This window comes from Mucilaginibacter sabulilitoris (assembly GCF_034262375.1).
GTDB classification, from domain to species: domain Bacteria; phylum Bacteroidota; class Bacteroidia; order Sphingobacteriales; family Sphingobacteriaceae; genus Mucilaginibacter; species Mucilaginibacter sabulilitoris.
Genome location: NZ_CP139558.1, coordinates 5,081,571 through 5,103,856, shown reverse-complemented (window position 1 = coordinate 5,103,856; position 22,286 = coordinate 5,081,571). Strand labels below are relative to the sequence as shown.

General features: G+C 41.5%; 19 protein-coding genes. 11 read left to right on the top strand and 8 right to left on the bottom strand.

Translation table 11 applies throughout. From position 1 onward, the window contains the following. Positions 1-2: 2 nt before the first annotated feature. Positions 3-2,462 (bottom strand): glycoside hydrolase family 2 TIM barrel-domain containing protein, encoded by a 2,460-nt coding sequence (locus SNE25_RS21995; protein ID WP_321561160.1) that lies wholly within the window; start codon positions 2,460-2,462, stop codon positions 3-5. 165 nt (positions 2,463-2,627) lie between these two features. Then, on the bottom strand, positions 2,628-3,668 hold the full coding sequence (locus SNE25_RS21990) for a LacI family DNA-binding transcriptional regulator (RefSeq protein WP_321561159.1): 1,041 nt from the start codon (positions 3,666-3,668) through the stop codon (positions 2,628-2,630). 308 nt (positions 3,669-3,976) lie between these two features. Between SNE25_RS21990 and SNE25_RS21985 the strand changes: the two genes are divergently transcribed. The 7 genes from SNE25_RS21985 (at position 3,977) to SNE25_RS21955 (ending at position 10,443) form a co-directional block, all read left to right on the top strand. Then, complete coding sequence (locus SNE25_RS21985; protein ID WP_321561158.1) at positions 3,977-5,191, top strand: glycoside hydrolase family 88 protein; 1,215 nt, start codon at positions 3,977-3,979, stop codon at positions 5,189-5,191. Positions 5,192-5,199: 8 nt separating this feature from the next. After that, positions 5,200-6,294 (top strand): alginate lyase family protein, encoded by a 1,095-nt coding sequence (locus tag SNE25_RS21980; protein WP_321561157.1) that lies wholly within the window; start codon positions 5,200-5,202, stop codon positions 6,292-6,294. 127 nt (positions 6,295-6,421) lie between these two features. Then, positions 6,422-7,114, top strand: coding sequence for a TapB family protein (locus tag SNE25_RS21975; RefSeq protein ID WP_321561156.1), 693 nt, complete (start codon positions 6,422-6,424; stop codon positions 7,112-7,114). A 241-nt stretch (positions 7,115-7,355) separates the two neighbouring features. Then, positions 7,356-7,907, top strand: a complete 552-nt coding sequence (locus tag SNE25_RS21970) for an RNA polymerase sigma factor (protein WP_321561155.1) — start codon at positions 7,356-7,358, stop codon at positions 7,905-7,907. Between the two features lie 8 nt (positions 7,908-7,915). Then, the gene (locus tag SNE25_RS21965) at positions 7,916-8,734 is read left to right on the top strand and encodes a zf-HC2 domain-containing protein (RefSeq protein WP_321561154.1); all 819 of its coding nucleotides are present in this window, start codon (positions 7,916-7,918) and stop codon (positions 8,732-8,734) included. Positions 8,735-8,744: 10 nt separating this feature from the next. Then, positions 8,745-9,593: a DUF4097 family beta strand repeat-containing protein gene (locus SNE25_RS21960; protein WP_321561153.1), complete on the top strand. Its 849-nt coding sequence runs from the start codon at positions 8,745-8,747 to the stop codon at positions 9,591-9,593. A gap of 13 nt (positions 9,594-9,606) precedes the next feature. After that, positions 9,607-10,443 carry a DUF4097 family beta strand repeat-containing protein gene (locus SNE25_RS21955; protein WP_321561152.1) on the top strand — a complete coding sequence of 279 codons (837 nt, stop codon included), beginning with the start codon at positions 9,607-9,609 and terminating at the stop codon, positions 10,441-10,443. 12 nt (positions 10,444-10,455) lie between these two features. On the opposite strand, the gene SNE25_RS21950 is transcribed toward SNE25_RS21955, so the two are convergent. Then, entirely contained in the window at positions 10,456-11,310 is an 855-nt protein-coding gene (locus SNE25_RS21950; protein ID WP_321561151.1) for a pirin family protein, read from the bottom strand. A 6-nt stretch (positions 11,311-11,316) separates the two neighbouring features. Then, on the bottom strand, positions 11,317-12,006 hold the full coding sequence (locus SNE25_RS21945; protein ID WP_321561150.1) for a class I SAM-dependent methyltransferase: 690 nt from the start codon (positions 12,004-12,006) through the stop codon (positions 11,317-11,319). A 70-nt stretch (positions 12,007-12,076) separates the two neighbouring features. On the opposite strand from SNE25_RS21945, the gene SNE25_RS21940 reads away from it, so the two are divergent. Together SNE25_RS21940 and SNE25_RS21935 are read left to right on the top strand one after the other, a co-directional pair. Further along, positions 12,077-12,787, top strand: a complete 711-nt coding sequence (locus SNE25_RS21940) for a DUF92 domain-containing protein (protein WP_321561149.1) — start codon at positions 12,077-12,079, stop codon at positions 12,785-12,787. A 19-nt stretch (positions 12,788-12,806) separates the two neighbouring features. After that, entirely contained in the window at positions 12,807-13,583 is a 777-nt protein-coding gene (locus tag SNE25_RS21935) for a M90 family metallopeptidase (protein WP_321561148.1), read from the top strand. Positions 13,584-13,669: 86 nt separating this feature from the next. Here SNE25_RS21935 and SNE25_RS21930 read toward each other — a convergent pair whose 3' ends face one another. Then, positions 13,670-14,488, bottom strand: coding sequence for an MBL fold metallo-hydrolase (locus SNE25_RS21930; RefSeq protein ID WP_321561147.1), 819 nt, complete (start codon positions 14,486-14,488; stop codon positions 13,670-13,672). Positions 14,489-14,596: 108 nt separating this feature from the next. Here SNE25_RS21930 and SNE25_RS21925 point away from each other — a divergent pair, with 108 nt between their 5' ends. Continuing rightward, entirely contained in the window at positions 14,597-15,250 is a 654-nt protein-coding gene (locus SNE25_RS21925; protein ID WP_321561146.1) for a YceH family protein, read from the top strand. A gap of 6 nt (positions 15,251-15,256) precedes the next feature. Here the strand turns inward: SNE25_RS21925 and SNE25_RS21920 are convergent, their stop codons facing one another. Then, entirely contained in the window at positions 15,257-19,534 is a 4,278-nt protein-coding gene (locus SNE25_RS21920) for a hybrid sensor histidine kinase/response regulator (protein ID WP_321561145.1), read from the bottom strand. 251 nt (positions 19,535-19,785) lie between these two features. On the opposite strand from SNE25_RS21920, the gene SNE25_RS21915 reads away from it, so the two are divergent. Next, a complete protein-coding gene (locus SNE25_RS21915) occupies positions 19,786-20,007 on the top strand; it encodes a VF530 family protein (RefSeq protein ID WP_456085485.1) in 222 nt (73 codons plus the stop codon). On the opposite strand, the gene SNE25_RS21910 is transcribed toward SNE25_RS21915, so the two are convergent. Then, positions 20,008-21,306 carry a DEAD/DEAH box helicase gene (locus SNE25_RS21910; protein ID WP_321561144.1) on the bottom strand — a complete coding sequence of 433 codons (1,299 nt, stop codon included), beginning with the start codon at positions 21,304-21,306 and terminating at the stop codon, positions 20,008-20,010. Positions 21,307-21,386: 80 nt separating this feature from the next. Continuing rightward, positions 21,387-22,196, bottom strand: coding sequence for a tRNA pseudouridine synthase A (locus tag SNE25_RS21905; protein ID WP_321561143.1), 810 nt, complete (start codon positions 22,194-22,196; stop codon positions 21,387-21,389). Between the last annotated feature and the right edge of the window lie 90 nt (positions 22,197-22,286).

Sequence of the window (22,286 nt, the reverse complement as noted above, 5' to 3'; positions counted from 1 at the left end):
GATCATAGGTTTATAAATATCGTTTCTAAACCAGGCGATTGCACGCCAACTACACTTTTACCTTTATTGTTTTTTACGCTGATTAAAGCCCTGCCGTTATAAGCCTGTACCTTACGTGATCCGCGAGAGGTGCCGAGGTCGTCAATTAGTGTACCGTCACCGCTTAATGAGAAGTTGATCCAGTTAACGGCATCAAGGCAGGGTACGCCCTTGCTGTCAACCAGTTTTACCTGTACAGTGGATTCGCCGTTTTCATCCTTAATTTTTTCTATTTGTAGCTTAGCTGGTTTATCCCACTTTTCGGTCTGGTATTGCTGACTGATCTGATCGGTAACAGTTTGTTTACCTTTGTGGGCAATTACTTTAATATCATTATTCCCGGCCTGGAAAACAACCATCCAGCGGAGGCCGGCCGCAGGAAAATCCTGGCTGTTACGTTTTTTTATACCATAGCTTTTGCCGTTCACAAAAAGCTCGGCATTATCGCAGTTGGAGTATACCTTAATCATTTTTTGTTCGCCGGCATCGCCCCAGCGTACCGGCCAGGTATGGCCATAGATGTGGGCCATCGGCTTATCTGTCCAGTACGATTGGAAAACATAGTACGATTCCTTTGGCGTAAGATCGCGCTCCACAACACCCTTTTGGTTCATATACGGAATAGGATTATCAGGGCGAATAGGTGTCGAAAAATCTTTAAATATCCAAAAAGCCGCACCGGTAAGCCATGGCATGGTTTCCTGCTCTTTCAGGTGCCAGTCGAACAGGTTACAGATATAGCTTTCACTCCAGTCGCCATCTTTGGATGCACGGGCCGCGCCCCCGTATAACGAAGCATCGCCCAAACGTTCATCGGTACCGCTACCGCTTTTGATGTTGCTTAGTGCCTTGTCTGGGTTTTCAGAATGGCGCAGGGCATGGCTGTCGCCGCCCCATTCGGCATGGAAAAAGTGCTTTACTTTTTTAAATTCCTCCTCGGAGGTAGCTCTATATTCGGTGAACAGGCCCCTGTACCAGCCGGCCCAAATAGAAGGGGAGTACACATCCGGTATATCTTTACAAAAATCGCAGCGTCTGATAGTGGTTTTACGTGACGGATCAAGACTGTGCGCCAGATCGTTCTGCGTCTTCATAAATGTCCTGATCTTTTCCTTATCATACACCGGAAAATCGCCCTCCCAGTCATTTTCATTACCCAATCCCCATAAAATAATAGCCGGATGATTATAATGCTGCTCAATCATATTGGTCATCATTTGTTTAGCCTGGGCTTGATAGCCTTCGCCACCCAAACCACCGCGGCACCACGGCTCTTCTTCCCAAACCAGTATACCCAGGCTATCGCACAGATTAAGGATAGTTCGCGATTGCTGGTAATGGCCGAGTCTGATAAAATTGACGCCCATGTCTTTCATCATTTGCATTTCCTGCCGCATCATATTATCAGTCATAGCTTCAGCTACACCGGCTTGATCTTCATGGCGATGGGTGCCACGCAGCAGTAATCGTTTGCCATTTAAATAAAACGGGCCGTTATCGGCAAATTCAAAATTGCGGAAACCCACTTTTTCGATTTGAACATAAACCTGGTCATCCGATTTAACAGAGACCTCTACCGTATACAAAGCCGGACTAAGCGGCGACCATGCTTTTGGCTTTTTAATCTGGAATGTGCCAATCGCCGCATCACTTTTCAAATCATTCACGCTATAGTTTTTTTGCATGATCAATTTACCCTGAGGATCGATAAGCCTCACTGTACCTTCGGCAGCGGTTTTACCGGCTGGGTTGTAAAAGCGGGCCTTAATCTGTAGATCACCCTGTTTATCGTCTTTATCAACCTGTGCGGACGCAAATATCTTGTCTAAAGAAAGTGCGGGCGCATAAACCAGGTTCAGGTAGCGATAAAGTCCACCATAAACATTAAAGTCTGACAGTTGCGAAGGGATGGTTTCCAGGTCGCGTGAGTTGTCACACCTAATTTCGATGGGTATATGACCTTTAAAGCGTTTCTGATATATATCTGTCTTTTTAAAATCTTCAACAGCCTGGGTTATATCAACTGTCCATTCATCATAGCCACCTAAGTGTGAGCCTACTTTGGTAGTATATACATATACATCCGTTTTTTGCCCGGCCCCCTCAAAATGCAATAATGTATGGCCACCAGCATAAGGGTTTTGAATATCCAGTTGGGTACGGTACCAGCCGGGGCCTTGATAGTAGTTTACATCGGGGTCAACCGCGTCGCGGGCATTAAAACAATGGGGCAGATTTACCTTTTGCCATACCGGTACACTTTCAGGATTGCCCGGAGTAACCGGGCGTACTGCTTCCCATATGCCGCCGATATCTTGTTTTAAAAATTCCCAATTGTTTGTGAGCCTCGTTTTTTGCTGAGCATAGCTAAAGCCAACAGAGGTGCAAATAAAAACTGATAATAATAGTACTGATCTTTTCATAGGTATATCAAAATCCGCTAAGCTGCCGCAATGTTTTGGTTTATAAGTAGCAGTTTGCTACCAAAGGGGTACGCTTCAAAAATATATACTAAATGTAATCGTCTTGAAAATTAAGGCAGCTTTATTTACGCAATCGTTTTCGATGCGGGCGGAGTTGAGAAGATGCTATTCAGGAGCTACTTTTAATGAAGAATTACGAATAAACAGTTCTGTTGGCAATATCACATTTTCAAACTCGGTAACAGGACGTTTGCTGTTAATGATGCTCAACAACATTTCGGTTGCTTTTTTGCCAATTTCAAAGGCCGGCTGGTGCACCGATGTAAGCGAGGGATTTAGTACATCGGCCAGTACCGTGTTTGAAAAACCAACAAGAGCCACATCTTGTGGTATCCTTATATTTTTTTTATGAAGCAGGGTCATAGTTGATGTCGTGATCCGGTCAGACGCCGTTAGTATGGCATCTGGTGGGGTAGATGATTGCAACAATTCATCTACTGCCTGTTCAAGCTCCTCCAGGTTAAGGCCGCCATGGGCGCAGTATTTGATATATTGGTCATTTACTTCTATGCCCCGTTCAACCAGTGCCTGCACATAACCTGATAGCCGTTGGGTAGTAACTGATGATGTTACCGAACTTGTGATATGGGCAATGTTTTTATAGCCTGAGTCGATCAGATGTATAGTAGCCTGGTAAGAGCCACCAAGGTTGTCAACTATCACTTTGTGCGTATCTATTTCACTGCTAACCCGATCAAAAAAAACAATAGGTAAACCTTGTTGCTGTAGCCTTCTGAGGTGCTCTACATCGGCGGTTTCGGTAGCGATGGAAATTAAAAGCCCGTCAATGGCGCGGTGAATAAGGTGACTTACATTTTGTACCTCAAGATCATACGATTCATGGCTTTGGGTAATAATCACATTATAACCCTGGCTATAAGCTTCAGACTCCATTCCATTAATCACCTGCGAGAAAAATTGGTTATCAATACTTGAAACTACAATGCCTATAGATTTGCTATGGCCTTTTTTGAGGCTTTGCGCCATCGGGTTTGGCCGATAATTATTTTCTTTTGCATATTCAAGTACCAGTTTTTTTGTTTTTTCACTAATCTCATAACTGTCTCTCAACGCTTTGGATACTGTTGATACCGATAGTTGTAATTCTCTGGCAATATCTCTTATAGTGATGGCATCAAAATTCATAATTGGCTTTTCACCGACAAATCAACAAAAATAAATAACAACACAGCCGGCTTTTTCATAAAAATAGATAAAAAACTTTAAACCGGGGTGTGTTTAAACGCATTTTGAAATTCAAATGGACTTTTCAGTTGATTTTATAACACTATACTTTGTAAATAAATAAGTCAACTAAAACGTTTGCGTAAAAATTAACTCACTATGCTTTCAATTTAGCAGGAATACGTTGTAATATTGAGCCGACCATCATCGCCCATAACCAACCCCGGGTTTTAGACGATAAACCGATTATGAACCTTTGTATAACCTATATGAGAACCAAATATTTTATTACCTTTTTTGTGCTGAATTTATTGGCTTTTAATGCCTTTTCGCAAACCGATGTGGCTCAGGCCTTTTCCTTTGCTCAAAAACAGATGGCGCTAATGCTTAAAGAAGTTGATAGTATTAAAAAAGCCGATCCCGATAAATCTATGCTGGTATCTCCACGTACCTTGAGTGCTGATGGTAAATTGGTGATGGTAGCTTCTAAAGACTGGTGCAGTGGTTTTTTCCCGGGCGAACTGTGGTTTTTGTATGAATATTCAAAAGACAAAACCTGGATGGAGCTTGCCAAAAAGTTCAGCGCCAATATTGAAAAGGAAAAAACCAATGGTATTACCCATGACATGGGTTTTAAGGTATATAATAGCATAGGCAATGGCTATCGTTTAACAAATGACTCTCATTATAAGGAGGTTATTATTGAGGCTGCCAAAACACTTTCAACCAGGTTTAACCCTGTTGTTGGTTCCATTAAATCATGGGACAACCGTCCGCAATGGAAGTTTCCGGTTATTATTGATAATATGCTCAACCTCGAACTATTATTTGAAGCTACCCGCTTAACCGGCGATTCAAGCTATTTTAAAATTGCGGTAGCACATGCCAATACAGCCATGAAAAATCATTTCAGGGCCGATTATAGTTCTTATCATGTGGTGGATTATGATCCGGAAACAGGCAAGGTGCTGCATAAGCAAACCCATCAGGGTTATGCAGATGAATCGGCATGGGCCCGGGGGCAGGCCTGGGGATTATATGGTTATACTATGTGTTATAGGGAAACACATAACAAAGTTTATTTGCAACAGGCCGAGCATATTGCACGGTTCATTTTTAGCAATCCTAATTTACCTGCCGACCTGGTGCCATACTGGGATTATAATGATCCGGCTATACCCAATGTACCCCGCGATGTTTCGGCGGCGGCAATAACTGCGTCAGCATTGTATGAGTTGAGCACTTATAGCAAAAATGGTAAAGATTACAGGTCAAAGGCCGATAAGATCATCAATATACTAAGCACGCGTTATGAAGCGCCGGCCGGGAGCAATATGGGGTTTTTATTATTGCATAGTACCGGTCATAAACCAAACCACAGCGAGATAGACGTACCGATCATTTACGCCGATTATTATTTCCTGGAAGCGCTGTTACGTAAACAACGTCTAAATAAAGGTCAACAGGTAATTAGCCACTTTTAACGTTTGCAATGAAAAGGATGTTATTGTTGGCCGCCTTCCATATTGCAGCGTTGCATGTACAAGCACAGTACGTAAGTTCAACTGCTGCAGAAATTAAGGCGCTGAAGGGAAATATTGAAACCAATGCAGCTGTTCGGAAGGTTTTTGACCTTTATCGACAAACTGCTGCAAAGGCAATGGATGAACAGCCAAATCCTATTGAAACAATTGTGTCGCAGGGGGTACTTGCCGGAAACCCTGCAAAAACAGCCAGTCTTAAATCACTGAAGGATGGCAACAAAGCTTATGCGTTAGCTATATGCTACAGGCTGTATGGGCAAAAGCAATATTTGGAAAAAGCACAGGAATATCTGTTAGCCTGGGCGCGAACCAACAAACCCAACGGCGATCCTATTAATGAAACCAAGTTAGAGGATATGATTACCGGGTACGATTTGCTAAGAAATGATGTTGCTGCTGATGCCAGAACTGAGATTGATAGTTGGTTATTAAGTATTGTCAAAGCCGAACTTAACAGCACATCGGCGAAACCCGGTAAAACAACATGTTTCAACAACTGGAATTCACACCGCATTAAGATTATTACGCTGGCTACTTTTACATTGCATGATACCAGTTATGTACAACCGATTTACCATGCACTGGAGAAACAGATTGCCAAAGATCTTAATCCCGACGGAACAAGTTTTGACTTTTTAGAAAGGGATGCATTGCATTACCATACCTATACGCTTGAACCATTGTTGAGAACCTGTATGGTTATTTACCGGGCAACCGGGAAAAACTATTTTGTATATCAATCTGAAAACGGAGCATCTATTCAAAAATCAGTTGATTTTTTAGTGCCTTTTGTAACCGGGGCTAAAACTCATCCGGAATTTGTAAACAGTAAGGTGGGTTTTGATAAAGCCCGGGCTGCAAATCATGAAAAAGGTTATGAGGCGGGTACTTTGTTCTCTCCGGTTCAAGGCATATACACCCTCTCGCTTGCAGCTTATTTTAATCATACTTATATAAATAACGTAACAAGTAATACCGAGCAGCCAAATTTTAACTTACAGCTGGCGCTTAATCAGGTAATGATATCTCCTCCAGATAAATAAGTAATATATTGTTTTCATCGGGCGAATGACGTGGTAAAATGCGTAAAACCCGAAGGTTGAACGCGTGTTCATACTATTGTAAACAGTTAATTACAAGTTTACTTTTACTTGTATAAATAACCTCTGGATGAAAAAGCTATTTATATTAGTTGTTCTGTTTATTTTTTGTAATCAGTTTGTTAATGCTCAAAACTGCAATCAGTTTGTAGGTACCGTAAATGGGAAAAAGCTGATTTATTTAAACCAGGATGCTAAAGGCAACGCACAAGGCAAGCTGATATATACCGCTACAAAAAAAGATGCCTCAACCGTAAGTGTTCATAGTGAGGTTTTCGATAAAAATGGAAAATCAGTAGGAGGGGGTGATTCTGAAATGATATGCAGTGGCGATGCTATTAAAATTGATATGAAAGCCTTTGTGCCCGCATCTTCCATGAAACAGTTCAGTAATATGCAAATGACGGGTGAAGCCAAATACCTGGCTTACCCGCTTAATTTGAGCGCCGGGCAAAAATTGGATGATGGGGCGGTAACTATTGACATGAGCAATAACGGGCAGCCGATGTCGCAAATACAAATGGATATTACCAACCGCATGGTTGATAAGGCTGAAACCGTAAATACCAACGCCGGTAGTTTTGACTGTTATCGCATTACGTACGATGCTACAATGAAAATAAAAATGATGGGCATAGGTATTCCGGTGCACATCAAAGCAGCCGAATGGTTTGCCCCAAAGCTGGGCCGTTTTGTAAAGTCAGAAACCTATGATAAAAAGTCAAAGCTAATGGGCACTATGATACTTGATGCTATAAATTAATACCCCTTTATATAAAATCAAACCTAACCTAACCCCAACAAATATTAACACACCTTATCATGAAAGAGCAAGGCCAGCATTTAACAATGAGGGCCTTCTTTTTTATAATACCTTTATGCAGGGAATACCAACGATGAGGTAATTTCAAATAGCTGCTAAACAAATTGAATTATTTCTTAAATTTTCTGTAACCATTTTATTTTGCTGAAGTCTCCAGTATAAATAAGATAACCAAACCTGTTTGAATACACTAACTGATAATGCCATCATGCTCCGGATAAAGGCCGGGGACCTGGAAAAAATGGGGTTGCTTTTTGAGCGGCATCACCGGTCTTTGTATGGCTTTTTGTTTCACATGACGTATAACAGGGAGGGCAGCGAAGATATGGTACAAACCACTTTTTATAAGATGCTTAAATACCGGAACACCTTTACCGGAGACGGTGAATTTACAGCATGGATGTACCAGATTGCGCGCAACATATTAAAAGACAGCTATAAAAAAATAGCGCAGCAAGCCAGGCACTATGATGTAGAAGAGTTTGCCGACAGACTTGATGGAGGTACAGCAGCAGATGAGCAACTTGAAATAAAGCAAACCCGGTCAGAACTTCATGGAGCAATGGAAAATTTAAGCAGTGATTACCGGGAGGTTTTAATTATGAGCAGGTTTCAGGAGCTTAAGCACCAGGAAATAGCACAAATACTGCAGGTTACCGAAGGGGCGGTAAAGGTTAGGGTACACAGGGCTATGCAGGAGTTGAAAAATGTGTATTTAAAAAGGAAACGTTAAACAGAAATATGATGAAATGTGAGCAATACCAGGATCTGTTTACAGATTATATGAACAAACAGTTGCCGCCTGCCACGCAGGAAGAACTGGAAAAGCATATAGAAGGTTGTAATAACTGCCGGGAAGATGTGGTTATTATGAAAACATTATGGGATAAGATGGGTGAGATGGAAACGCCGGAGCCTTCAGTAAATGTAAAGGTCAGGTTTTATACTATGCTGGATACTTACACTGCATCAGTTAATGACAAAAAAAGTTTTTTGAATAACATTCATGATAGCTGGAACAAGCTCTGGCAGTTACAGCCAAGATGGCCTCTGGCTTATACTATTATAATAATACTAATGAGTTTTGGTTGCGGATATTGGGTTTTTCACAATAGCCGGAGTGATAACCAGGAGCAACAACTACAGGCACTTACCACGCAGGTGCATGAACTACGGCAAACCATGATGCTGGCCTTATTGGAGAACCCATCGGCATCAGAGCGGATGAGGGGGGTAAGTTATACCAGCGAAATAAAACATGCAGACAAACAGGTTATTGATGCGTTGCTGGCTACGCTAAATAACGACCCTAATGTAAATGTGCGCCTGAGTACGCTTGATGCCTTAGCTCATTTAGCCAGTCATCCGGAGGTGAGGGCAGGGCTAATTGAGTCAATTGTACAGCAGGATTCGCCTTTAATGCAATCGGCCATCGCCGATGTTATGTTGAAACTACAGGAAAAACGATCAGTGAAGTCATTTAAAGAACTATTGAAACAAAAAAATCTTGATCACGGTGTACGTGAAAAGATCAACGAAACCATAACCCAGCTAATTTAAAAAACAAAATATGAAAAGATCATTAATACCCGTTTTGGCGGGCGTGGGGCTGTGCTTTGTCCAGATTTCGGCCTCAGCACAGGAGTTTAAGCAACATATCAGTAAGCAATTTACCCTGCAAAAAGGTGTGGTGGCTATTTATAATATCAGCGGTTCCATTAATGTACAGGGTTATGCCGGCGACAAGGTGATCATGGAAATTGACGAAACCATTTCTGCAGATGATCAGGCCACATTGGAGCAGGGTAAAAAGGAATTTAAGCTTGCCTTTGATCAGAAACAGGACACCGTGATGGCTTATATTGCCGAACCTTATGATTCAAGGCCACATAGCTGGCGTAACAGAGATGATGACAGGCGCATTCACTACGGATACAACCTGGAGTTTAACGTGAAAGTGCCTTTTGGTTTGGATTTGCGCGTATCAACAGTCAACAATGGGCGCATTACGGTTAAGGATGTTTATGGTGTGCTAAAAGTAAATAATGTGAACGGTCCGATAGATATTGTGAATGCCAAGAGTACTACCGAGGCGCATACTGTTAATGGCGCGGTAACCGCTAATTATCTAAAAATCCCAGCTGATGCCTCATCTTACAAAACTATCAACGGAGAAGTGAAGGTAACTTACCCGGCAAGTTTAGCTGCCGACCTGGAATTTAAAAGCATGAACGGCCAGTTCTATACCGATTTCCCTAATGCTGAGGTAATGCCTGGCAAAGTGGTTAAAACACAATCAAAAAATAATAGTGGCACCGTTTACAAACTCAGTAAAAACTCGGATGTGCGGATTGGGGCGGGTGGCAAAATATTCAAATTTGAAACCCTTAACGGGGATATTTACATAAAAAAACAATAATAAAGGTTACGATATGAAAAGGACAAAAACCATAAAAATTGGAGGTGTATTAATACTTATTCTGTTGCTCAGTACGCGTATTTGGGCGCAAAGTAGCAATTCAGAACAATTGGTGGTACCATTAAGCGATCCGGGTAAGCCATATAAATTGAATGCCCATTTAGTAAGCGGATCTATTACATTGGTAAGCTATGAGGGGAAAGATATACTTATTGACGCACAATCGGGAGATGAAAAGAGTGGACGTGTTAAGGAGGCTGCTATCGGCATGCGACGTTTAAGTCCGGCTAATAGTCTGGATGTAACTGCCGAAGAAAATAACAACCAGGTTAATATCCACAGCAGCATGGGCAATAAGAATATCAATTTGACCATTAAGGTTCCGCGAAACGATGTTAAATTAAAACTCAATACGGTGAACAATGGCGACATTAATGTGAGCAATGTGAGCGGCGAACTGGAAGTAACCAATGTGAATGGCTCCATAAAACTGAACAATGTTTCAGGTTCGGTTGTAGCCAACACCGTTAATGGGGAGGTTAATGTGAAATTTAAGGCCATCGACCCCAAAGCCGCCATGGCTTTCTCTACTCTGAACGGAAATGTTGATGTAACCTTCCCGGCTACATTAAAAGCTAACGTGAAGCTAAAATCAGACCGTGGTGATATTTATACCGATTTTGATGTGGTTACCAACACCCAGCAAAAACCCGCGGTTTCGCGCAACAATAAAGCCGGTATGTACAGCCTGAAAATTGATGACTGGGTATACGGCAAAATTGAAGGCGGCGGCCCCGAGATGATGATGAAGAATATGAACGGAAATATTTACATCCGCAAAACAAAGTAACACTTCGTTATTTTAAAAACTCAAACTCCCGAACAGGCCATTTTTATAATCAGAAATGGCCTGTTCATTCTCTTCGGGGGTATTCATTACAAAATTATCTTTAGCGGCAACCGGTTCTTCAAGTGGTTGGGCCGAGAGATAAAGTACCTGGGCATCCGTTGTAGCTGTCACGGCAATATCTTCATTTTCCTTACTGAACACAATAAGGTTATGAGCTGCAATAGTTTCACCGTTTACTACCACATCGCCACGTGTAATATATAATAAGGTCCAGTAGCCCGGAGTAGCCGTGAAACTGGCGGTTTTTCCGGTGGTAATTTCGCCTATAATGGAAATAACAGGAGTGAAGTTTTTAATAGGTCCTGTTTTGTCTTCGTAATCGCCGCTGGCGAGCCTGAAATTCAAGCCATCTCCCTGTAGCACCAATGGTAATTGTTCGCGTGTTGCGGCCTGGTAAAATGGTTCGTCCCATTTATGGGCCTTGGGCGCGTTTATCCAAAGTTGTATAATTTCCTGTGTGCCGCCATGTTTTAATAGCTCATCGGTTGGGCCTTCACTATGTAAAATACCGCGGCCGGCAAACATCCATTGTACGCCACCGGCTTTAAGTACTTTATCATTGCCTGCATTATCGCGATGGTAACCTTCACCCTGCAGCATAAAGGTGTAGGGACTAAAACCACGATGCGGGTGCGGATGTATCCTTGACAATTGTCCTGGTTGAATAACTACCGGACCCATGTGGTGCAAAACAATAAAAGGATTGGCAAACCTGAACTTTTGATGCGGTAAAGGCTGCCTTACCACATCATCTTCAGTTATCTTTTTCTCACGACCTTCCAGTATATATTCAATGGTTTTTTTCATGACAGTTTATTTAAGCGTTAGGCGTACCAGGTATTGTTTGTATTCATCTTCCAGTAAAACCTCCATGTTGTAACCCATTTCATCGGCAATGGCAGCAAGCGTATTCTCATCTGCATAAAGCCAGGGGAACCAATCTGTTTTTTGCTGATGATATTGATACTGATATTGGATTTCGCCATAATACCGGCCGTTATCAGGTAGCTTGCCTTCATACAAATAAGCTATGTCTGACGAGTCGAACAAAAGCTGGCCACCTTTATGGAGCAACAGTTTGGCATGCTGTAAAAAGGTTTTCAGGTTAAGTAAAGTACCTGTAAGGCCAATGCCGTTCATGAGCAATAGTAAGGTATCAAACTTTTGCTCCTGATATTCAAATATGTCGGCAGTGATTATTTTATTAACTCCGCGGGCTTTCAACACTTCCGAAGCTAAGACTGATATATCCAGCGCGGTAACATCAAAGCCCCGTTCCTGCAACAGCAACGCATGGCTTCCCGCGCCTGCGCCAATATCAAGAACCTCGCCGCGGCACTCGTTTAATGCCAGCCATTCTATATCGGGCATATCATCTTCATCCCGAAAATAAATGTCAATGGGCATTTCTTCTTTGGGGCCGTATTGATTATTGATCCATAACTTATGCTTTGGCTTTTTGTAATAATGATCGTGTATGGCCTGTCCTAATATATCTTTCATAGTAGCTTCAAAAGTATGAATTGACTGCTTAATTTAATTATTATCCCGGCAATAAATACCTTTGGTTATTATGCTTGCACATTATGGCTTATTGGCCCTTATTTTGGTTTCTGGTATCGCCTATAGTTTATTGGCCCGCAAGCTTACATTTTTGGCCGCATTGACTGGTGCCGCGGTGGCCTGCCTGGTTTTTGCAGGGGCGGGATATACCGGGGTAGCTATGATGACTACCTTTTTTATATTGGGTTCATCTGCCACATCATGGCAAAAAAGCAAAAAACAAAATTTTGCTACCGCCGAAGAACACAAAAAGGGGCGCACACCCGGACAGGTTTTAGCCAATGCCGGTATCGCGGCTATAATTGGCATAATGGTTTTACTAATACCAAACTCAACTCATTTATGGCAACTGATGATGGCTGCCGGTTTTGCTTCGGCTACTGCCGATACGTTGTCGTCAGAATTGGGGACTGTATACGGGCGCCGTTTTTTTAATATCATCAGCTGGAAACCCGATCAGCGCGGGCTCGATGGTGTGATTAGCCTCGAAGGTACATTGATTGGCATTGGCGGGAGTTTGATCATAGCCGTGATTTATGCCATAGGTTTTGGGTGGGACACGAGTATAATGGTTATTGTGATAGCCGGCACAGTGGGGAATTTAGCCGATTCGGTGTTAGGTGCGACGCTGGAGCGACAAATGATCATCGGCAACAACATGGTGAACTTTTTAAATACACTAATAGCTGCCCTAACCGCACTGTTGATTTACTTTACTTAATGCCGATATTTGAACTGCTATGGCTTTAATCCTTATTCTTGGTATCATATTCATCGTATCCGCCTACTATTTTTGGCTACTCCGGCGTAAAGCAAAGGTCCGCACCACTGCCTCCGGCAATATTTATAAATCACTTTTGGCGCAACATATTCCGTTTTACCAAAATCTGGATACTGAAGCAAAATTTCTGTTTGAGCAAAAGACCGCAAGTTTTTTGGCTGGTATCACGATAGAAGGAGTGGGCACTGTGGTTGAAGATACAGACCGGGTCATGATAGCTGCGAGCGCTGTTATACCGGTATTTGGATTTAAGAATTGGAAATACACGAATTTAACAAATGTGATTTTATATCCGGATACTTTTGATAGTGAGTTCCAGTTTGAGGGTGAAAACCGGAATATATTGGGTATGGTGGGTAATGGTTATATGAACGGCCAAATGATATTGTCGCGTGCGGCACTAATTAAAGGGTTCTCACAGTCGCCAGGTAAAGAAAATACCGCTATACATGAGTTTGTTCACCTGCTTGATAAATCAGATGGGGCAACGGACGGGATCCCCGAAAACCTACTGGCGCACGAGTATGTAATTCCCTGGTTAAAAATGATTCACCAGGAGATCAGAAAAATTGAGGAAGGTCACTCGGACATTAACCCATACGCCGCTACCAGTGAGGCTGAATTTTTTGCCGTAGCAGCCGAATACTTTTTTCAGAAACCCGATGAGTTTAAACATAAGCATCCGGAGTTATACACGATGCTCAATAGGATATTTATGCAGGGTAAGGCTTTTTAGTGTCAGGTATTAAGTATTTTTTGGATGTTAGTCACCTAACCAAAGATTTTAGTCTTGATACCTGATACTAACTACTTGATACTAAACTATAAATTAAAACCAAGGTCAAGTTGACCCACTAAAGTACTGGTTTGTCCGGAGTGGCCAATATGGAAAACCGGGGTTTCCTGAAAGCGCGAGGCTACCACTATATTTATACCATCGGCGCAGGCTGTAAAAAGCTCTTCGACCAATTGCGGGTTATTATTGTTATGCGACAAGTGGGAGAGTAGCAGGTGGGTCATGTGCGCCGGCCTGTGTGTTGTAAAAAGGGTTAACGCCTGTTTGTTTGATAAGTGACCTTTTCCACCACGGATACGTCTTTTTAAGTGATAAGGGTAACCGCCGTTATCTAGCATTTCATCATCATAATTAGCTTCCAGAAATGCGGCATGACATTGGCTAAAGTAGCGGATAAGCCTGTCGCATACAATACCTATATCAGTAAAGACGCCCACGTTAATATCACGACAGCTGATGATAAAACTGTGCGGCTCCGATGCATCATGCTCCTTAGGAAAGGAGGTTACCTGCAATTCACCGATGTTTACCGTTTCAAACTCACGCAGGTGATGAACATATTGCATATCCAGACTACTACCTAAATGGAGCAGCGTTCCCGGAGTAATATATACCGGTAAATTGAATTTTTTGGCCAGCACAGGTATGCCCCTGATATGGTCGGAATGTTCATGCGATACAAAAATGGCCTTTACTTTTTGCATGGATAAACCAAGCCGGGCCATCCGTTTTTCAGTTTCCCGGCATGATATGCCGGCATCAACCAATATAGCCTCCCGCTCGTTACCCACGTAATAGCAATTGCCATTACTTCCCGAATTTAGTGATGTTATGAATAAAGACATGTAATACAAAGTAACACATTTAAGCTAAATTTTACCATTCATTAACATGAAGTGTTTAAAAATAACTGCTATTATTTTGAGGCTATAAAAACCTGCTTATATTTAGCCATGGATTCACCTAAAACTTTACCTGTACTTGACGCCGTTGAACTGCGTGTACTGGGCTCGCTGATGGAGAAAAGTAAAACCACGCCCGATTATTACCCAATGACACTTAATGGTTTAACTGCGGCCTGTAATCAAAAAACATCGCGTAAACCTGTTGTGAATTATGACGACGGGACAGTTACTGAGGCATTAAATACCCTGAAGAGACGCGGACTAATATCTACCGTAACCGGCGGATCTATCCGTAACATAAAATATAAACACAATTTTGCTATTGTTTTCCCGGTGATACCGGCCGAAGTAGCTTTGCTGTGTTTGCTGATACTACGAGGGCCACAAACCCCAGGCGAACTTAATACCAACTCTGGCAGGTTGTATGAGTTTGAATCGATAGAGGAAGTACAGGAGATGCTCGAAAAACTGGCTGATCCGGCTATGCCATATCTTGTACAATTACCAAAACGCCCGGGGCAAAAGGAGGTAAGGTACGCCCATTTATTAGGCGGGACACCCGAAATACCTGAGGATGACGAGACGGAAGAAACCGGAACCCGCTCGGGCAGTGGACTGGAAACCCGGGTGGCCAAACTGGAGCAGGACCTTGCCGAAATGAAGGAAGCTTTTGATAAACTGATGAAGGAACTGATGGGATAGGAGTTGTTAGACAACTTCTTTTCCTTTGTTTATAGATTCGAATGCTTTTTTTAGTATTTCAACCAGCGTATCCGTTTTCATAGGTTTGGCAATATAATCGTCCATACCTTCACTAAGGCACAAATCACGGTCGTCAGGGCCGGCGTTGGCGGTCATGGCGATAATGTAAGGTTGTTTAAAGGCGTATTTACGTATATGGCGCGTGGCTTCGAACCCGTCCATTTCTGGCATTTGAATATCCATGAAAATTACATCAAACGGAATCAGCTTTAACCTGTCCAGTGCTTCATGGCCATTTTGTGCCATTTTAAAATCATAACCAAGTTTGGTCAGCATCCGGTCAATCAATTTTTGATTTACCTGGTTATCTTCGGCCACTAAAATACGCAGCGGATATTGGATGGAGAATTTCTCATCAAATACGCCCGATGACTTATCTTCATTAAAGGATACCGGTTTGAGATTTTGTAATTCGGTCTGGATACTTTTGCCCAGCTGATTTTGTTTAACCGGTTTAGTTAAAATGGCCGAAAAAAGGCCCGGATACTTTTTCTTTGAGCCGTCGCCTACGGAGCTCAGCATAATAACCGGAAGCCCCTTGTAATTATTTTTAATTGCCCTTGCCAGCTCAATGCCGTTCATATCGGGCATCTCCATATCTGTTATAACCAAATTGATTCTCGAATCAATCTCGAGCAGGTGTAGTGCTTCTATAGCCGAAGATGCTGTTACCGGTAATAAGCCCCAAAGTTCCAATTGTATTTGGAGTATAAATCTGTTGGTTTGGTTGTCATCAACTATCAGTATTTTCTTGCCTTCCATTTCGGTCGGATTAAACTCTACCGGTACATGTTTCGATTGTTTTTTGCTGATGGCCGCCCTTATGGTAAATACAAAGACAGATCCCTCGTTAAAAACACTTTCTACCCAAATATGCCCACCCATCAGGTTTACCAATCGCTGGCTTATCACAAGTCCTAATCCGGTACCGCCATATTTGCGCGTAGTTGATGAATCAACTTGCGAAAAAGCATTAAATAGTTCGGGCACTTTTTCTTCTGGTATACCTATACCGGTATCCATTACACTAAAGCCTATTTCAATTTCACCGTTATCAAAACTTTTAGACAGAAATACCTTGATAAATACTTCGCCTTTAAGTGTAAATTTTAAGGCGTTGCCGGTTAAGTTTGTTATTACTTGTTTAAGGCGTAAGCTATCACCAACAATTTGCTGGGGGAGGGCAGTGTCAATCTGGTAAACCAGCTCAAGGTCCTGCTGGGCTGCTTTTGGCGCAAAAAGGTCCATTACCTCCTCAATGCAATGGCGCAGGTCAAAATCTTCCTGTTCCACTTCCATTTTTCCTGATTCAATTTTTGAAAAATCAAGGATGTCATTAATCACGTTCACCAGGCTATCGCCGCAGGCTATAATAGTATCGGTATACTCGCGCTGTTCGTTGTTCAGATCGGTTTCACCTAAAAGCGAAGCCATACCTATCACACCATTCATTGGAGTCCTTATTTCATGGCTCATGGTAGCCAAAAATATGCTTTTGGCCTGATTAGCTTTATCTGCCTCTTCGCGGGCTTGCTGTTCCTGCAAGCGTTGCAGCTCTAACTCTTCTGATTGTGATAGCAGCTCTTCGTTGAGCGATTTTAAGTCGGAGTTTAATTGCTGAAGATCGGCAGCTTGTTTTTTTAGCTCTTCTGTTTGCTGTAAAACTTTTTCAGTGCGCTCTGATACCTGTTTTTCTAACAGGGCTTTTTGAGCGATGATGGAATTTACCTTTAAGCGATACAAGCCATAAACAACGCCCAAAATAAATACAATTGATAGCGCCATAAACCACCATGTAAGCCAAAAGGGAGGCAAAATAGTGAGTTCTACACTCAATTCATGGTTTGACCATTTACCGTCGCTATTTTGGCTTTTAACCTTAAATATGTAATAGCCTGGCGGCAGGTTGGTGTAGGTAGCAGTATTTTTACGCCCTACATAATTCCACCCTTTATCAAAACCAATCAGCTGATAAGCGTAAACTGTTCTGTTTGTTAAGGCATAATCTAACGAAACAAACTCAAATGAAATTACCGACTGGTCATGTGTTAAGGTGATAGATTTAGTAACTGTAATATCCTGCTTTAATGGCGATGAATCATCATTACTATTTGCAACCGGAACGGTTTTGGTGAAAATTTGAAAGTCGGTTAAAACTAAAGGCGGATTATAAATTGTTTCCGTTATTTTATCCGGATCAAATACATTAAAGCCGTTAACCCCCCCAAAGTATAATTTGCCATCACTGCTTTTTAAAGCGGCGTGTGGCTTAAATTCATCGGCCTGCAAACCATCATCAACCGTAAAGTTTTTAAAGGATTTTGTAACCGGGTTAAATTTTGATATGCCGTTGTTGGTACTTATCCACAGGTTACCTTTGCTATCTTGTTTAATAGCATAAGTATAGTTATTAGGTAATCCATCCCGGGTTTTATAACTGGTAAACTTACCTGTTTGAGGATTAAAGCAGTTTAAACCATCAAAAGTGCATATCCATATATTGCCCGTTTTATCTTCAAGCAGATCAAGGGTGGTATTGTTACTTATGCTGTTCTCCGAATCATTATGCTTATAACTGGTGAATGAATTGGTTTTTGGGTTGAAAAGGTTAAGTCCGCCATCATTTGTACCTACCCAAAGATTTCCTTTCGAGTCGCATAGTAAGGAGTTGATATTATCGCTGCTCAGGCTATTAGGATCTTTGGCGCTATGCTTAAAACGTGTAAAATTATTTGTCCCGGGATTGTACAAATTAAGTCCGTTGCCTAAAGAGCCTATCCATATTTTATGATCAGGCGTAGTGGTTATGGCATATATATTATTACCGCTTAGGCTGGTGCTGTCTTTTGGGTCATGTTTATATGACTTGAATTTATGAGTATTAGCATCCATAACACTTAAGCCATCACCCCACGTTCCAATCCACAAATTATCCTGATGGTCTTCCTTTATCGATAATATATAATTGCCGGCAATACTGGTTTTATCATTTTGTTTGTGTTTATAAGTAATAAAGCTGCCTTTTACAGGATCAAAAAGATTTAACCCGCCGCCATCGGTTCCTACCCATATATTGTTGTTTTTGTCCTCATAAAAGCCCAAAACATAATTGCTCGATAAACTATTAGGATCTGAGCTGTGTTTGTAATGAACAAAGTTTTCTTTTATCTTTTTATATAAGCTAATACCCGATGCAAAAGCACCGATCCACATATTACCAACATTATCCCTGTATATAACATCAATTGAATTGCTGGCAATACTGCTGTTGTCAACATCATCCTGGTGGAAAGTGTTGAACTTGCCTCGGGCAACATTAAAAACACTTAAGCCGCCATTTTCGGTACCTATCCATAAATTATTGCTGCTGTCTTCTGTTATGCATTGTATGTCGTTGTAACAAAGTGAATTGCTGTTGTTTGGGTCGTTTTTAAAATGCTTAAAAGTATCGTTGTTACTGTTGTATAAGTTAACCCCACCGCCTTCGGTCCCTATCCATAAGCGATAACTGCTATCTTCAAAAATGGTATTTATCTTATCAGATGATATAGAAGTATCATCCTTTTCGTTACGCCTGAAAATGGTGAATTTTTTGGTTTTAATATTAAACTTGTCTAAACCGCCATCAGTAGTGCCAATCCATAAATTATTTTGCCTGTCTACACAAAGTGCCCTTAAATAATTATCGCTGATGCTTTGCGGATTATTGAGATCGTATTTATAGTGTATAAACCTGTTTTCGCTGATAATAAATTCGTCAAGACCCTCTTTCTGATTAGCTATCCATAAGTTGCCGTTTTTATCAAAAGCTAACTTTATTATAAAATTACTGGAAATACTATTTGGGTTACTGTTACTGTGCAAATACTTATGAAAACGATTTTTTTTACGATCATATCTATTTAAACCACCGCCAATAGTAGCTATCCAGAGGTCGCCGTTTTTATCTTCAATAATATGGTTAACATAGTTGTTGCCAATGCTTGTACTATCGGTAATGTCATTTCTGAAAATTTTAAACTTATTGCCATCAAAGCGGTTTAAACCATCACGTGTGCCTACCCATATAAACCCACGATTATCCTGCATAATGGTGTTTACATTAAGCTCTGATAAGTTGGCCCTGCTGCCTATGCGCTGAAAATGAAGGGGATAATCTTGTGCAGATACATATAATGATAAAGCTTGAAAAAATAGAAGAAAATAAAACTTAGCGCCGTTCATTATATCAGATAAATTACAAAATGGTAGTTCAGTAATAGTACATTATCAGGTTAATATGTTAATTACTAAATTTAGCAAATAACTCTTAAAAATTTACATAATTCCGAATAGTTATTTAAACGTATTAATAAGAAATTTGGTTATGATTCGGTTAAATTGAATTTAACTAATTGTAAAACAACGTGTTTGAAAAGTTATTGGCATTGTGGTTTAAATTTTAAGCAATCTGTTAAATCAAGCTGTACTTTTACATGATGCAGCAACAGAGCAAAGACCCCCTTCATGGCAAAACTTTAGAAGCAATTTTGAATGAACTTGTTACCCATTTCGGTTGGGAACAACTGGGCGCACGCATCCGTATCAATTGTTTTAATGATAATCCGAGTATACAATCAAGCCTTAAATTTTTACGCAAAACGCCCTGGGCACGTAAAAAGGTGGAAGACTTATATATAGCTTATTGTGCCAGATAATTAGTGTTTGCGCTTGTTGTTCATTTTAGCCTTTTGGCCCGAACTGTAATTGTAGGTTTTGGCGTTGGCTGCCTTCTTTTCATGGAAGGCTGCGCCGGGAGCATCAGCGCTTGGTTTGGTGGGTTTTTCTTCTTCTTTTTTTGCTTTTACTTCTTTTTCAATCACCAGTTCATCGGGTAGGGAGGCTGTTGGGATTTTTTTGCCGGTGGCCTGTTCAATTTTCTTCACCTGGCTTAATTCAAGGTCGGTGGCAAAGGTAATGGCCATGGTTTCATCTTCGCTGTCTGGTTGATGATTGGTGACGCGCGCTATGTACAGCTCCTTTTCGACAGGCAGGTCAAAATGTATAAGAAAGGGAATACCAACCAGGTCGATACTTTCATTATTCTCGTTAGCTGCGATCAATATTCTGGAATGGGACGCTGCTTTAAAATCCTCAATAGTTTTAAAGCCATGGGTGTCAAAAAAACGCGGGTTTAAAACAGCTACCGCGTCGCGCAGGCGGCTTTGCAAGCCTTTGTACAATTTATCGGCTGTGGCATTGGTGTTTACAAATACAACGGTTTTGGTAAACAGCTCATCATCATACATAAATAAATTGAGCAGGTTTAGCTTGGTGCCGAAGTTGGGCACATGATATAATAATTGCTGATGTGTTTGTATCGGGGTTTCTTCCAATTCCTCTACCTCAATAGTTGCAGGTAGCTTCATGAAAGGGGCTATCATTTTTTCGAGTTTGTTGTGCATTACCTCGGTAAATACCAGGTGCTGGCATTTAGTAATACTGTTTGCCAGCTCGGTTACAGGTAGTTGCATACCCTTCTTAATCATGAGGTCGGCGTCGTCAATAATAAAAAGGTCAATTTTATTAAGGTTGAGGCCAAGTTTAAGATAAATAGCCCTGGCCCTGTCGGGAGTGGCTACCACAATATCGGCGCCATCGGCAAGTGCGTCCATCTGGGCTTCAATGCCTGGGGTAACGTACAGGCCAACTATGGAGATGGATCTGTTTTTGTTAAGCAGTTCAAACTGTTGCATCACAGCTTCCACCTGTTCTTTTTCCGGAACCAGGATCAGCACACGCGGAACACCTTCGGGGGCGTAATTAAACCGGTTTAAAACACCTAAAACATAGGTGGTTGTTTTGCCGCTGCCTTCGGGGCCAATAACTATAATATCCTGACCGCCGATAATTCTGGTCAGCGTTTTTTGCTGCAATTCTTTCGGGTTTGTAAAACCAGCTTCATTTACCGATCTAACCAACTGCTTATTCAGCTTCAATTTTTCAAACCACACCATCAGGATCTTATTAAGTTAATGTAAGAGGGCGAAATTACCAATTTACGAGCTCATATTTATAAAGATTAAATATATAGCTGTTATACCGCCTGCCAGCCCGCTTCATTACCATTTTCAAGCGGTCCTGTAAAAGTGGTTCGCGGCGGTATGTCAAGATAGGGGTAGGTAACTTTTGAAAGATACAAACCTTGCGGATAAGCCGGAATAATGATGGCCGGCGTTTGTTTATTGGCCAGGTAATGTTCAAACTCATCAACGTTCATATCACCGCGACCGATATCAAGCAGGCGGCCAACGATGATCCTGATCATTTTGCTTAAAAAGCGGTTAGCCGATATGTGGAAGCGCAACCTGTCGCCGCTTTTATCAACAAATAAGCCGGCTGAGGTTACTGTGCAGATGGTATGATCAATACGGTCGGGCATTTTGCAAAATGCGCGGTAATCGTTGTAGAGCGGCAATAGCACCACCGCTTTGCCCATGGCATCAATGTTAAGATTTGTTTCAGGATAGAGAGAGCTGAAATCGCTTAAAAATGGGTCTTTATAGCTATGAATAAAATAATCATAAGTGCGTTGTATGGCATCAAACCGGGCATGCGGCTGGCCCTGCATCGGGATAATGTCAAATATGGCTATATCATCGGGCAATATTTTATTAAGCCTGAAAAACAAGTCAAAATCCCATTCCTGCTCAATATCTACATGAAAAAAGAACTGGCATGCGTGTACATAGGCATCTGTACGGCCACAGCCCACAATGGCAACTGGGTGTTTAAAAAGGCGGCTAAGCGCGGTTTCTAAAACTTCCTGAACACTTGTAACACCGACATGCCTTTGCCAGCCGCTGTAACGTGTGCCATGATAACCTATATGAAAAAAGTAACGCATAATGTCAGGTGTCAAAAGTCAATAAAAAACCTGATAAAGCAGCTATAAGCAAAAGCCTCCTGTAATATACAGAAGGCTTTATAATAAATC

Bases quoted from the DNA above. Each gene is read 5' to 3' on its own strand.
- SNE25_RS21950 (WP_321561151.1), bottom strand. From the start codon at position 11,310: ATGAAAAAAACCATTGAATATATACTGGAAGGTCGTGAGAAAAAGATA.
- SNE25_RS21905 (WP_321561143.1), bottom strand. From the start codon at position 22,196: ATGCGTTACTTTTTTCATATAGGTTATCATGGCACACGTTACAGCGGC.
- SNE25_RS21920 (WP_321561145.1), bottom strand. From the start codon at position 19,534: ATGAACGGCGCTAAGTTTTATTTTCTTCTATTTTTTCAAGCTTTATCA.
- SNE25_RS21925 (WP_321561146.1), top strand. From the start codon at position 14,597: ATGGATTCACCTAAAACTTTACCTGTACTTGACGCCGTTGAACTGCGT.
- SNE25_RS21935 (WP_321561148.1), top strand. From the start codon at position 12,807: ATGGCTTTAATCCTTATTCTTGGTATCATATTCATCGTATCCGCCTAC.
- SNE25_RS21980 (WP_321561157.1), top strand. From the start codon at position 5,200: ATGAAAAGGATGTTATTGTTGGCCGCCTTCCATATTGCAGCGTTGCAT.
- SNE25_RS21945 (WP_321561150.1), bottom strand. From the start codon at position 12,006: ATGAAAGATATATTAGGACAGGCCATACACGATCATTATTACAAAAAG.
- SNE25_RS21915 (WP_456085485.1), top strand. From the start codon at position 19,786: ATGATGCAGCAACAGAGCAAAGACCCCCTTCATGGCAAAACTTTAGAA.
- SNE25_RS21910 (WP_321561144.1), bottom strand. From the start codon at position 21,306: ATGGTGTGGTTTGAAAAATTGAAGCTGAATAAGCAGTTGGTTAGATCG.
- SNE25_RS21940 (WP_321561149.1), top strand. From the start codon at position 12,077: ATGCTTGCACATTATGGCTTATTGGCCCTTATTTTGGTTTCTGGTATC.
- SNE25_RS21955 (WP_321561152.1), top strand. From the start codon at position 9,607: ATGAAAAGGACAAAAACCATAAAAATTGGAGGTGTATTAATACTTATT.
- SNE25_RS21975 (WP_321561156.1), top strand. From the start codon at position 6,422: ATGAAAAAGCTATTTATATTAGTTGTTCTGTTTATTTTTTGTAATCAG.
- SNE25_RS21990 (WP_321561159.1), bottom strand. From the start codon at position 3,668: ATGAATTTTGATGCCATCACTATAAGAGATATTGCCAGAGAATTACAA.
- SNE25_RS21960 (WP_321561153.1), top strand. From the start codon at position 8,745: ATGAAAAGATCATTAATACCCGTTTTGGCGGGCGTGGGGCTGTGCTTT.
- SNE25_RS21985 (WP_321561158.1), top strand. From the start codon at position 3,977: ATGAGAACCAAATATTTTATTACCTTTTTTGTGCTGAATTTATTGGCT.
- SNE25_RS21930 (WP_321561147.1), bottom strand. From the start codon at position 14,488: ATGTCTTTATTCATAACATCACTAAATTCGGGAAGTAATGGCAATTGC.
- SNE25_RS21965 (WP_321561154.1), top strand. From the start codon at position 7,916: ATGATGAAATGTGAGCAATACCAGGATCTGTTTACAGATTATATGAAC.
- SNE25_RS21995 (WP_321561160.1), bottom strand. From the start codon at position 2,462: ATGAAAAGATCAGTACTATTATTATCAGTTTTTATTTGCACCTCTGTT.